The following is a 12361-nucleotide window of genomic DNA, read 5'->3' as shown; positions in this document are numbered from 1 at the left end:
GAAGGGATCGTCCGGGTGAACTACCTCGTACGGCCGGTGCGCGGGGTGCCTGAGCCCGCCTGACCCAATGCGGCAGAAGAGTGAGTCAGGCGGGTGCGTGGTCCAGGGCGCGGGTATATCGAGGATATTCTCGAGGCACAGAAGCACGGGTCAGCCCACGGCCCCGGCCACTAGTCAGGTCTGGTCTTCCACCAGCGGCCGACGACCAACCTGAGCAGGAGACCGATTTTGAGGGTCAAGGAGCAACGAATCAGGCGACTTAACAGACCTGAGGCAGACGATCGCTCAGACAACGACCGGGTCTCTGGCTAAAGGAAGCTGTTGGTCACCGTCGGTTCACTGCGCGAGTGGTTGGTCAGTTGAAACGGCTCGGCCGGTATTGAGCGAGTACGTCAGAGCCTCCGGAGAGGAGGTCTTCCACGACCAAGTTCCCGAGCGCCGCGGATAGCGTAATACCGCTGTGAGTCACGGCATAGTAGACACCGTCGAGCCGGGTGTCCCACCCCACGATGGGGTAGCCGTCAGCCGGGACGACACGCTCGCCCTTGCGCATCGCCTCGACGGGGACACCGGCGAGGTCGGGCATCATGTTCTGCGCCTGCGCCGCCAACCTGACAATCTCAGGGGAGTCTGCGGTCACACTTGCGCCGCGCCCGAGCGACAGCACTTCCTCGGACCCCAGAAGCACCCGCCCTCCACCGTCTGGACGGGCGATCAAACGCGGTCCCACGGCGACGCGGCGCAAGGGCGTTGGGGCAGGCGCCGTGACGGCGAAAAAGCCGTAGGACAGTTCCAATGGGATATGGGACCCGACGAGCGTCGCGATATCGGCCGTCCTTGGTCCGGCTGCCACGACGACCATGTCGACCCCGAGGCGCGCACCCGATGCCAGGTGCACCGTGTCGACGACACCGTTGGGTCCGTCTAGGCCGATGACCTCATCACGCAGCACCTCCGCGCCGTATTGCTCTTTGGCGCGCGTCAGAAGTGCCTGGATCATCAAGGCGGCTTGTAGCCAGCCCTCATTGTGGACGAGAAACACCTCGGACACGTCTGGGCCGAAGGCCAGTGCAGGCTCGATGGCCTTCACTTCCGCGGGGGAGTACGCATCGATCCGTGATCCCCAGGCCAGGAGCTGGCGCACCGTCGCAGGGAGATTGGGTGTGTAGTTGGCGCCATCGGCGTCGGCCCAGTGCCAGGCCCCCGACCGGACAAGCCAAGAGCCGTTGAGCTCGTCCTGCAGATCCTGATGCTCCCGGATCGAACGCAGGTTGAGGCGCCAGTAGTCCCGTGGTTCCTTGCCGAAGGCGTTGAGCCAGGCGAAGGAGTTCCCGCTGGTTCCGGCACCTGGATAGGCCGTCTCGATGACTGTGACCCGTGCGCCGGCCTGAGAGAGCCGGTAGGCCAGGGCGCACCCCACGGCGCCAGCTCCGATCACGGCGATCGCAGTCCCCGCCAGTCCCCGATCACTCATCGTCTCCACGCTCCCCAGCCTTGTCTGGTTGTCTGACAGTGCACGGTGGCGCGTGGAACGCTGGTTTGTCAAGACGTGACCTAGTCATGAGAAACGTGACCTGCGTCACCCTTGACGTCGGGAGGATGGAGTGCCAGGGTGTCATCCTGTCTGACAAACTGACACCCAGGAGGAAAGCATGGCCATTCGTAGACTCGTCTGCGTCCCGACCGCGGCACTGAGCGCCGGACTCTTGCTCGCCGGATGCGGGCTCAACTCTTCGCCCAGCACCACCAGCCCTTCCGCTGCACCGTCAGGTGGAGACGATGCGGCCTCGTCGAGCGGGACCAGTGAGGTCGCGGCCGTCGAGGTGGACCCGGAACTGAACGCCATGGTTCCTGAGGACATCAAGTCGGGAGGGATCACGATGGCGACCCAGGCTGCGTACCCGCCCTTTGGCTACATGGACACGGATGGGCAGACCATCATCGGTTTCGACATCGACCTCGCAAACGCTGTCGCCGACAAGTTGGGTGTCGAGATCGACGTCGTCAACACGTCCTTCGACGCCATCATCCCGTCGCTCCAGGCCAAGAAGGTGGATATGGCCATGGCGTCCATCGGGGACACCAAGGAGCGCGAAGAGGTAATCGACTTTGCCACCTACTACTGGAACGGCACCGTTATCCTGGTGGAGAAGGGAAACCCGGAAGGGATCTCTGCCGAGCTTGCGTGCGGGGTTGACATCGGGGTCATCCGTGGGTCGCTGCAGCAGACCACCTTCCTGCCCGCCCACGAGCCGAAGTGCGAGGAGGCGGGCAAGGAGCCGCCCACGGCACAGGTGTACCAGGACGGCCCGCAGGCCCAGCTCGCGCTGAGCTCGGGCCGCATCGACGGGGTTATGCAGGACGCCCCACCGCTGGTCGACCAGGTGAACAAGAACCCGGACGCGTTCGAGATCGCCGGTCCGCTGATCCGCAATCCGAACCCGGGTGGTGTCGCATTTCCTAAGGGGTCAGAGCTGGTCAAGCCGGTGAACGAGGCCCTGAACCAGTTGATGGAAGACGGCACCTACGAGCAGATCGTCAACCGTTGGGGCCTGGACGAAATCATGATCGAGGAGTCCGAGATCAACGGTGCCATCGAGTGACAGCGACCACAGCGCAGGATAGCCGCAGTCTGTCGGCCGCCGACCAACCTGTCGTCAAGACCCGGCATCCATGGAAATGGGTCGGCTACGTCGTCATCGGCGTGCTCGGTGCCATGTTCGTCACCTCGCTAGTGCAGAACCCCAACTACGGCTGGGACATCGTCGCTGAGTACTTCTTCTCGACACGGATCCTCGATGGTCTGTTGAAGACACTTCAGCTCACGGTCATCGCGATGGTGCTGGGGGTGGTCCTCGGTGTCGTGCTCGCCATCATGAGGTTGAGCGGGTTCCCGGTCATCGCCGGAGTCGCCTGGCTGTACATCTGGTTCTTCCGCGGCACTCCAGTCTTCGTCCAGCTGCTGTTCTGGGGTTACATCTCCGCCTTGTACCCGACCCTGAGCCTGGGAGTTCCCTTTGGGCCCCAGTTCTTCTCCTTCGAGACCAACTCACTGGTGACGCCGGTCGTGGCCGCCATCCTGGGTCTGGGCCTGAACGAGGCCGCCTACATGGCGGAGATAGTCCGTGCCGGCATTCTGTCGGTCGACTCGGGACAGACGGAGGCATCACAGGCACTCGGGATGCGTCAGGGGCGGATCCTGAGAAGGATCGTCCTGCCGCAGGCGATGCGTGTCATCATCCCGCCGACAGCCAACAACACCATCTCGATGCTGAAGACGACATCCTTGGTCTCCGTACTCGCCTTCCCAGAGCTGCTGTACGCGGCGCAGCTGATCTATTCCGACAACTTCAGGACCATTCCGCTCCTGATCACCGCATCACTCTGGTACTTGATCGTGACCTCGATCCTGACCGTCGCCCAGTACTACATCGAGAAGCGGTTCAGCCGGGGCACCTCCCGGTCCACCGCCTCAGGGGGCCGTCTGGCCCGCTTGCTGACCATGCAGCGTCGTGCTGACCTAGGAGGTTCCCGATGACCACGGTCAACGAAGCCAAAGTGCCAATGGTGGTGGCCGAGAACGTGCACAAGTCCTTCGGGCACATCGAAGTCCTCAAGGGAATAGATCTCACCGTCTCCAAGGGTGAGGTGATGACCCTGCTCGGCCCTTCAGGGTCGGGTAAGTCCACCTTCCTTCGCTTGATAAACCACTTGGAGACGATGACGTCGGGTCGACTGGCGGTCGACGGCAAGTACGTTGGCTACAAGGAGATCAACGGACGCCTCCACGAGCTGCGGGAGCGCGAGGTCGCCGAACGGCGCTCAGAGATCGGCATGGTGTTCCAACGGTTCAACCTCTTTCCTCATATGAACGTGGTGGAGAACGTCATCGAAGCACCGGTCGGCGTGAAGAGGGAGAAGAGGACGGTCGCGAGGGACCGTGCGATGACCCTGCTGGAGCGTGTCGGTCTCCAGGACAAGACGCACGCCTACCCGGCGCAGCTCTCCGGAGGGCAGCAGCAACGGGTCGCGATCGCGCGGGCGCTGGCCATGGAGCCAAAACTGATGCTCTTCGACGAGCCGACCTCGGCCCTGGATCCCGAGCTGGTCGGTGAGGTGCTGGACGTTATGAAGGATCTGGCCTCGACCGGGATCACGATGATCGTGGTCACCCACGAAATGGGGTTCGCCAAGGAGGTTGCCGACTCCGTCGTGTTCATCGACGGTGGTGTAGTGGTCGAAGCGGGACCACCTGAGCAGGTCCTCGTCAATCCTCAGCACCCGCGGACCCAGGGATTCATCAGCAAGGTCCTCTGATCCCGTACCCTCCACAAGCAAGTAAGGTTCAAGATGTCTAAGAAGGTTGTAGTCGTCGGTGCTGGCATCGTCGGGGTCTCCATCGCGGAGGCACTGGCCCGGAAGGGCGTCGCGGTCACCCTGCTCGAACGGGATGTCGCCGGCTCTGGCACCAGTTCCACGTCCTACGCGTGGATCAACTCGAACAACAAGAAGCCCGATTCCTATTACGAGCTCAACCTGGCCGGTCTTCGGGCGCACCAGGAGCTGGCTCCTGACGGAGCCGACTGGGTCATCTGGGGCGGCCATGTCGAGATGGCCGCCGACGGGGGTCACCTGGCTGAACTGTCCACCCGCCTTGAGAGGCTGGAGGCTCTGGGATATCCCCTCGAGCGGCTCGAACCCGAAGCCGACGCTGCCTCGCTTGGGGACATCCGCATCCCCGGGGACGCTGGACTGGTCGTGCGCTTTCCTGAGGAGGGCTACTGCTACCCGGCGCTCTACATCGCCGAGTTCCTGCACCGCGCGAGGGCAGCGGGTGTGGTCGTTCGCGAGGGGGAAGCGGTGGTCGGCCTTGAGGAGGACGACTCCGGGGTCCATGTCAGGCTGGCTGACGGCACGAGTGTTGACGCAGACGACGTGGTCGTCGCAGCGGGTCGTTTCACGGGAGAGGTCGCGGCTCTCGCCGGGGCAACGGTGCCAATGGCGACCTACGAGCACCCAGGTGACGTCACAGTCGGGTATCTGGCCACGACGGAACCGCTCCCAGCGCGCGTGACGTCATTGGTCACGAGCCCGTGGCTGAACGTTCGCCCTGCTGGCGGGGGACGGCTCATGCTGCAGGCCCTCGACCTGGATCTCACCGCCGCACCAGAGTCGCCGGCGGACACGAAAGGCACGGTCGCCGAGAGCTTCTTGACCCGGCTAGCGGACCTGGTGCCCAACAGCCGCGGAGCGAGGCTCGCCAAGATCGATGTCGGCCAGCGCGTGATGCCGGCGGATGGTCTGACGATCGTCGGCCGAAGCGACCCCTCATGGCTCTACGTGGTCGCGACTCATAGCGGCGTTACTCTGGCACCATTCCTGGGAGAAGCCGTGTCCGAAGAAGTACTAGGTCGCGACCAGGAGCTGCTGACCGACTTCCGTCCAAGCCGCTTCTCGGCCGGCACGAAGATCACACCAGCGCGTGCTCCTCGGCGCCCTGGTGAGCAATGAACAACTAGCAACGGAACCGAGAGGAAACGCGTGCCCAAAGTACGACGAGAAACCGTCGCCGAGCAGGGCCTTAACATCCTAAGGAGCAAGATCCTCGAGGGAGAGCTGCTCCCCGGAGATCCTGTCACCGAGGACGCCATGGCGAAGGCCATCGGAGTGAGCAGGCCAACGGTGCGTGAAGTCTTGCGGATGCTGATCTCGGAAGGGCTGCTGACCCGTCACCCGACCACAAGGATCCTACAGGTCACCACGCTTGCCCCAGCGGAGATCTCGGACATCTATGAAGCCCGCCGTCTACTTGAACTGGCAGGGCTTGACGCGGCCAGAGGGGCCCCGCCAGAGGCCTTCGCGAACCTGGAGGCCACCCTCTCGGAGATGGCGGCCGCCGTCGAGGCTGGAGACCTCTACGCCTTGGTCGGAGCTGATGGCCGATGCCACTCCGAGACCGTCGCCTTGACACACAACAAGTACCTGACGGACCTCCACAGAAACCTCATGTCGAAGATCAACCTCAACTTGGCGCTCGTCGAGAGCGCAGATCCAAGTGACCATGCCGAACTCCTTAAGAGCCACCGCGAATACGTAGGCCTGATCATGAACGGCGACATCGACGAGGCCAAGCGGCAACTCATCGAGAGACTGGGAACGGCCGAACAGGAAGTCTTAAGGGTCTTCGATGCGGAAGGTCGAGTCGTGGCAGCTCGCCGATCCCTCAAGCCCGGAGAACATTTCAGCTAACTCAGCAGCTCTTCTCGACCACTCCCACTTCGACTCTACGAGAATGTCGACGCTGAATCCTAAGGAGTTCCTGGGTCGGAGGAGAATCTTGCAGGGCCGATCCGCGTCCGCACGGGTCCAGAACCCTCCCGGCTCGGATCTTCTGGGATCACTCAGGCGCCACATACACCCACACTGCACTGCTCATGCCGGCAGCGGGACACCCGCGCGAAGCTGTCACAGACGTGGATGGCGCCATCCGACCAGCGGCAAGAGCGGATGGGTCAAGTTCTGGTGGAGGCCTCGACCGGAGACAGGATGAGTCCTTCGTGGGTCACCGTCGATCCGAGCACTGTGTCGGAGTGGTCCAGGAAGGTGACATCGACGTTGCCAAGCCGGGTGAGGTTCACGGTGTCACCGGTGGGGGCTGATACGTACTCAAAGAGACCGCCGAGACCGTTCAGTGCATGAAGGATGGCCCGGTCGTACGGGTAACGGTGCAGGACGGCGTTCGGCTGGGGTCCGGGATAACCGGGACGCGCACCGACCCCCACCTGGCGGATGGGAGACAGCCACGCCAGCCCGTGAGTCAACGGGTGATCGGTGTCACCGTCGTGAAACAGCAGCTCTATGGTCGTTGTTCTCGGCCGCAGCGACTCCATCCATGTCGCTTGGCCCGCCTGGTCAACGGCGGGGATAATAAGGAACTCAGCGTTCGTGCTCACGTGGCCCTCCTCCCAGTAGACCGAGCCTCTCATGTGCGGAGGCCCACCGGCGACCCCGCCGCGGCAGAACAGGTCGTTCTACGGGCGGGCCGGTTCGGGGTATTCGCCGATGATGTTGGTGCCGTGCTTCTGGGCGAGGGCGAGCAGCCTGTCCGGATCGGCCAACAGATTCTCCTCGCCCTCCTCGGCCACCACGGCGAAGAGTTTTTCGAAGCCAGGAGGGGAGATGAGGGTGAGCATGCGAACGGGTTCGTCCGAGAGGCGGCGCAGGCCGTGGGTCGCACCACGGGGCACCACGATAAAGGCACCTGCTGAGGCCGTGGATACCGTTCCTTCTGCCCACACCTCGACCTGCCCGCCCAGGACGTAGAAGGCTTCCTCGGCGTCGGGGTGGGTGTGCAGCGGGGTGGTGTCGCCCCAGAACTCTTCCTCCATGACCGAGTAGGCCATCGCCACATGCGAGCCGTCGGTCTTAACCCGGTACGTCGACCCCAGGGCGGTGACCTCGTCGCCGCCATCTGGCATCAGGAATAGTGACGACACGACGAGCTCCCCTCGAGAACCAGGTTGGCACCCACCAGGGTGCCATCGAGCAGTCACCGTTGTCAGGACCTTTCGACCAGCGGCATGACAGTGCGTGTGGCGGCGCACCACCGGTTGCGGCATGTGCCTGTCGCAAGGCGAGGCTCCATGGATACCCGCAAGTCACTCCTGGGCGGCGCAGAGGGTGGTGCTACCAGCGGGTTGACCCTCACGCACAGTGAGGCCTTAGCGTCGGGCACGTGAACGAGCCACGTAAGCTTCTAGCCGACGACCCTTCGGCCGCACTCGCCGCCCTGGTGCATCCGGACAAAGACATGCGTCAACACGCAGCTGTCGCATTGGGTCAGCGAGCCGACCCGCATCTGGCACCTCGCATCGCCGAGCTGCTGTGGCAAGAGCCTGACTTTTTCGTTCGGGAAACCTTGACCTGGGTGCTGACGCGGACCCCGGAGGCAGCCGCAGGCGCAGCTTCGTCGGCGCTTTCCGTCGGCGACGTCAACACCCGCCTGCAAGCACTACACCTTCTCAGCAAGCTCGCCGACCCCAACACTGTTCCCGTCGTGGCGCGGTTCATCGACGATCCCGACCCTCTGGTCGCCGACAAGGCACGGTGGGCACTCGCCCGGACTGCAGACCCCTCTGTCATCCCGCTCTTGGTCGACCGGCTCGGCGACACGGACCAGACGGCGCGCGATGGGATGACCACCGCACTGTCCCAATTTGGAGCGCCAGCTGTGCCGACCATCTCCACGGCCCTGACGACAGCGAACGATCCGAGCGTGCGCGCTCACGCAGCCGACGTGCTTTGCTTCATCGGGGCACCTGGCGCACATGAGGCCGCCCCCGCCCTATCCGACGCGTTGCACGACGACCACCCCGATGTCCGGCTGGCCGCCACGCTTGCCCTCCGCGAATTAATCGACTTCCCCGCGGCGCGCAAGGCGCTACAAGAAGTCAGACTTAGCAGTGACGACCTCCGGGTCCGGACGGTCGCTCGGCTGAGCCTGTGACTTCCCGCTTGTCCATAGTGCCGGCCTTGAGGGCCTCGTCGCAAGGAGTGCCGGGTGACGGACATCGGCGGCGGTGACGGTTTCGCCGCTCGAAGAAGCGTCAGATCTTGACACCATGCGGCACAGCTCATGCAAGCGTCGCCGCCTCGAAGCGGCAATAGCGGGCGCGCTCCTGGCGGCAGATGAGTACGTTTGATTGTCGGTGCGGGTGCTCTTAGGGGGTGCGCAGGACGCGGACGGGGTCGCGGGTGGCGGCGTAGAGGGCTGGGGGGATGGCGGCGGCGAGGGCTGCGAGGAGGGCGAGGGTGGCGGTGCCGGTGGTGAACTGCCAGGGGGGTGTGGCGTCGAGGCGGTGGGTGAGGTATATGCCCAGCCCAGTGCCCAGGGCGGCGCCCAGGAGGGCGGGGCCGAGGGTGCGCAGGGTGACCAGGGAGATGATCGTGCCGCGGGTGGCTCCGAGGGCGCGGCGGCGGCCGAGGTCCTTGCTGCGCACGAGCACGTCGGCCAGGACCACGATGGCGGTCAGCAGGGCCCCGCCGCCGAGGACGGCGAGCAGGAGGGTGCGGCCGAAGCCGGCGAGGTCTCCGGTGACCTGTTCCTGGAGCTGGGCCAGGGAGACGGGGGAAATGATGGTCAACGAGTCGGGGGTGGGCGGGTCGATGAGGCGCAGCACCTGGCCCTGGGCCGCCTGGGCGGCGCGGGCGTCGGTGAGGACGACGTGCAGGCTGTCCAGGGCCCGACCTTGCGGGCTGACGTATAGGACGCCGGTGCCGTAGTCGCTGAAGGGTTCGCGGGGGGTGTAGGACCCGACGACGGCCCAGTCGTCCACGACGGTGGTAGAGGCCTGGGCGACCCACCCGACGGGCGCCTGCATGCCGAGGCGATCCATCGCGGTTTCGGTGACGATGGCCTCGCCGGGGCCGGGCCAGCGGCCCGAGGTCAGGGTGGCCACGTCGGCCAGGTCGCCGTGCACGCCCCACGCGGGGACGCGGGTGGCTCCTTGCCCGACGGCGCCGTTGACGACGTCGACGGGGATGATCGTGCCGATGGCCCGCTCCGTGGTGGACAGGCCGGCGGTCTGGTCCACGATCGTGGGGGAGATGAGCTCGTCGCCGCGGGCGTCGGAGACGACCAGGACGCGGGAGCCGGCGGAGTCGAGGCGGGACAGGAGCTGTTCCTCGGCGGCGGCGGTGCGTCCGACGGTGGCCAGGGTGGCGGCGCACATGGTCGCGACGAGGAAGGTGACCAGGGTGGAGGGGACCTTCGCGGCCCAGGCGGTGGCGAGGGCCTCGCGCAGCATCAGCAGGATCTTCACAGCGACAGCACCTGCCCGGAGCGTTCGATCACGAACGGGTCGTGGGTGGCGATGACCACGGTCCTGGCCACGCCACCGTCCTCGGTGCCGCCGGCCGCAGCGGATAGGGCGGCCAGGACCCCGGTGGCGTTGTCGCGGTCCAGGTTGCCGGTCGGCTCGTCGGCCAGGATGACGGCCGGGTCGGTGACCAGGGCCCGGCAGACCGCGACCCGTTGGGCCTGCCCGCCGGAGATCTCCCCGGGCCGGTGGTCCGCCCGGGCCCCGACGCCCATCTGCTCCAGCAGGTCCCGGCCGCGGGAGCGGGCCCGGGACAGGGACCAGCCGGCATAGAGCGCCGGCTCGACGACCGAGTCCAGCACGGTGCGGGTCGGGTCCAGGGCCGCGTCCTGGAAGACGAACCCGATCCGATGCGCCCGCACCCGGGAGCGGACCGCGTCCGGGGCCGAGGAGACGGCCACGCCGTCCAGCAGCACCCGGCCCTTGGTCGGGGCCAGCATCAGCCCCAGCACGTAGAGCAGGGTCGACTTGCCCCGCCCCGAGGGTCCGGTCAACGCGGTCACCTCGCCCGGGACGAACTCGTGGGACAACCCGTCGAACAGCTCCTCACCACCACGGGTGTAGGCGAACGAGAGGTTCTCGACGGCCAGCGCCACGCCGCCTCACCCGTCCTGGGTCGAGCCCGACCCGTCCCCGGGCCCGAACTCCTCGCCCGACCCGCCCCCGGGCGCCGGTGCCGGCGGCGCACCGCCGCCGGGCTGCCCCATACCCGCACCCTGGCCGGTGACCTGCACCCGGGCGCCGGGCTCGATCCCCTCGACCACGGTCACCCCCTGGCCCGACCCGCGGACGGTCACATCGACCTCACCGGCGTCGGTCACCACGAACGTCCGCCCGTCCGGGGCGGTGCGGACCGCAGCCGCCGGGACCGTGGTGCCCTCGACCTTGGGCACGATGACCACCGCCGAGCGCAGCGTGACTTGGGCGTCGTTGGGCAGCACGCCACAGTCGTCCCCGCACACCTCGCCCCCGTCGGGAGCGGTGAGGGTGAAGGTGGTCGAGCCGTACTCGTCCAGGCTCGAGGAAGCGATCACCCCGGTCCAGGCATGGTCCTCGTAGGAGATCTCCACCGTCGCCTCGGCCGGGATCAACCGGGCCTGCTCCTGGGTGACGACCAGCACGAACTCCCGCTGACCGGTCGGGGCCAGCACCGAGTCCTCGCCCCCACCGAGGGTCCGCCCGACCGCGATCGCATCGCCCAGCTGCACCACCGCGGGCAGGTCCGTGACCGCGACCAGCTCACCGAGCGCGACCACACCGCTCTGGGGCCGGCCCTCGTCCTTCTGCCAGGCCTTGACCGCGCGCTCGGTCGCCGGCCCGAAGTCGCCGTCGGCCGTGCCGGTGAGGTAGTCGTCGCGGATGAGCAGCTCCTGCAGGGCAGTCACGTCCTCGCCCTTGGTGCCCCGCGTCAGGTCGCGCCAGAACGGCCGGTCCGCCTCGACCACGCGCACCGGGGTGTCACCGACGACATAAACGACGTCAGCGGGGCCGACCTCGCCCGGCGAGACGGCCGTCACCACCCCCGAGAGGGCGTTGGCCGCCACCGGCAGCGCCGGCTGCCGCAAGGTCGTCGATAACGGCAACGAGCGACCCACCGACCCCTGGCTCGCCTCGGCCCACACGACCTGCTCGGTCCCGGCCGTCGCCTCGTCCTGCGGCACCGAGGACGTCAACGTCGCACGGGAGGCCCACCAGCCCGCCGCCACCGCGCCGCCCAGCAGCACCAGCGCCAGCAGCACACCCAGCGCCCTGCGCGCCCCTGAACCCTTCGTCGGGTCCGTCATCACATCCCTCTCCACGCCGGACGGTGTCGTGACCCTAACGCGTCAGACCCCGGGTGAGGTTGGGAACCCGCCTCCTCGTCACTCAACCGTGACCTCCCCAGCCATAACCGCCGCAAGTACAGGCGCGCCCGGCTCAAGCAGGGCCAGGACGTCACCGAACACATGACCAAGCCAAAACGACCGGCGTGCCGAAACCAGGAGGTTCCGTCAGCGGCATGAGCGCCAGCACTTTGGAGGTCACTCGCGGCTGAACTCGACCCATCGTACGTCGCTGTCGATGGCGACGCGCTCGCTGGCACCAATCCACGCCTCCCGTGGAGCCCTCCGCCCCATGCTCATCTACAGGCTTACTCGCACTACAGGGTGTTCCGGGGTCGACCAACGACGAACCCAACCAGCGTCCACCTCAAAGGCCAGGTTCCGCAACGGCGACCACGGCGGAATCTTCGGGCACCACGGCGCGGGCCCAAGGCGCGCTGGACTGCTCATCTGCGAATAGCCCGGTAAGTAGACCCTGTCGGCATTGGCGGGGTGCGATCACCACGGTGCCGACGTACCTCACTCGTCGCGGCATTGCGTTGACGTGGGCGGGGTCGAATGGTCGTAGATTGAGAACCGCGTACATCTAAGCCTCGATCCACCGATGGCCTTGAGGTTCTGAGCGTGCCGTAGCAGAGAGATGCCCTCCCGTACTGGGAG

12 protein-coding genes are annotated in these 12361 nt (G+C 66.2%); 6 read left to right on the top strand and 6 right to left on the bottom strand.

Annotation, left to right across the window (positions count from 1 at the left end; all coding sequences use genetic code 11):
- Nucleotides 1–355 precede the first annotated feature (355 nt).
- Nucleotides 356–1474 (bottom strand): NAD(P)/FAD-dependent oxidoreductase, encoded by a 1119-nt coding sequence (locus D4B81_RS17115; protein ID WP_237566083.1) that lies wholly within the window; start codon nucleotides 1472–1474, stop codon nucleotides 356–358.
- A gap of 178 nt (nucleotides 1475–1652) precedes the next feature.
- Here D4B81_RS17115 and D4B81_RS17110 point away from each other — a divergent pair, with 178 nt between their 5' ends.
- From D4B81_RS17110 to D4B81_RS17090, 5 genes are read left to right on the top strand one after another with little or no spacing between them, the layout of a single operon-like run.
- Complete coding sequence (locus D4B81_RS17110; protein WP_122263885.1) at nucleotides 1653–2603, top strand: ABC transporter substrate-binding protein; 951 nt, start codon at nucleotides 1653–1655, stop codon at nucleotides 2601–2603.
- Nucleotides 2600–3538 (top strand): amino acid ABC transporter permease, encoded by a 939-nt coding sequence (locus tag D4B81_RS17105; protein WP_237566082.1) that lies wholly within the window; start codon nucleotides 2600–2602, stop codon nucleotides 3536–3538. The genes D4B81_RS17110 and D4B81_RS17105 overlap by 4 nt, the downstream gene beginning before the upstream one ends.
- Nucleotides 3535–4317 carry an amino acid ABC transporter ATP-binding protein gene (locus tag D4B81_RS17100; RefSeq protein ID WP_122263884.1) on the top strand — a complete coding sequence of 261 codons (783 nt, stop codon included), beginning with the start codon at nucleotides 3535–3537 and terminating at the stop codon, nucleotides 4315–4317. Before D4B81_RS17105 ends, D4B81_RS17100 begins: the two co-directional genes overlap by 4 nt.
- A gap of 33 nt (nucleotides 4318–4350) precedes the next feature.
- Nucleotides 4351–5511, top strand: coding sequence for an NAD(P)/FAD-dependent oxidoreductase (locus D4B81_RS17095; RefSeq protein WP_122263883.1), 1161 nt, complete (start codon nucleotides 4351–4353; stop codon nucleotides 5509–5511).
- 30 nt (nucleotides 5512–5541) lie between these two features.
- Nucleotides 5542–6249, top strand: a complete 708-nt coding sequence (locus D4B81_RS17090; protein WP_122263882.1) for a GntR family transcriptional regulator — start codon at nucleotides 5542–5544, stop codon at nucleotides 6247–6249.
- 263 nt (nucleotides 6250–6512) lie between these two features.
- Here the strand turns inward: D4B81_RS17090 and D4B81_RS17085 are convergent, their stop codons facing one another.
- Nucleotides 6513–6953, bottom strand: coding sequence for a hypothetical protein (locus D4B81_RS17085; protein ID WP_122263881.1), 441 nt, complete (start codon nucleotides 6951–6953; stop codon nucleotides 6513–6515).
- Nucleotides 6954–7031: 78 nt separating this feature from the next.
- Nucleotides 7032–7496, bottom strand: a complete 465-nt coding sequence (locus tag D4B81_RS17080) for a cupin domain-containing protein (RefSeq protein WP_161965263.1) — start codon at nucleotides 7494–7496, stop codon at nucleotides 7032–7034.
- A 239-nt stretch (nucleotides 7497–7735) separates the two neighbouring features.
- On the opposite strand from D4B81_RS17080, the gene D4B81_RS17075 reads away from it, so the two are divergent.
- Nucleotides 7736–8506: a HEAT repeat domain-containing protein gene (locus D4B81_RS17075; RefSeq protein WP_202613753.1), complete on the top strand. Its 771-nt coding sequence runs from the start codon at nucleotides 7736–7738 to the stop codon at nucleotides 8504–8506.
- A gap of 214 nt (nucleotides 8507–8720) precedes the next feature.
- Here the strand turns inward: D4B81_RS17075 and D4B81_RS17070 are convergent, their stop codons facing one another.
- The 3 genes from D4B81_RS17070 to D4B81_RS17060 are packed head-to-tail and all read right to left on the bottom strand — an operon-like array spanning nucleotide 8721 to nucleotide 11662.
- Nucleotides 8721–9821, bottom strand: a complete 1101-nt coding sequence (locus D4B81_RS17070; RefSeq protein WP_122263878.1) for an ABC transporter permease — start codon at nucleotides 9819–9821, stop codon at nucleotides 8721–8723.
- A complete protein-coding gene (locus D4B81_RS17065) occupies nucleotides 9818–10474 on the bottom strand; it encodes an ABC transporter ATP-binding protein (protein ID WP_122263877.1) in 657 nt (218 codons plus the stop codon). Before D4B81_RS17065 ends, D4B81_RS17070 begins: the two co-directional genes overlap by 4 nt.
- Nucleotides 10475–10480: 6 nt before the next feature.
- On the bottom strand, nucleotides 10481–11662 hold the full coding sequence (locus D4B81_RS17060) for a peptidoglycan-binding domain-containing protein (protein ID WP_161965262.1): 1182 nt from the start codon (nucleotides 11660–11662) through the stop codon (nucleotides 10481–10483).
- Nucleotides 11663–12361: the final 699 nt, after the last annotated feature.

The sequence above is a fragment of the Ornithinimicrobium cerasi genome (genome assembly GCF_003702705.1).
Classification (GTDB): Bacteria; Actinomycetota; Actinomycetes; order Actinomycetales; family Dermatophilaceae; genus Ornithinicoccus; species Ornithinicoccus cerasi.
This window is presented reverse-complemented; position numbering and strand designations above follow the sequence as displayed.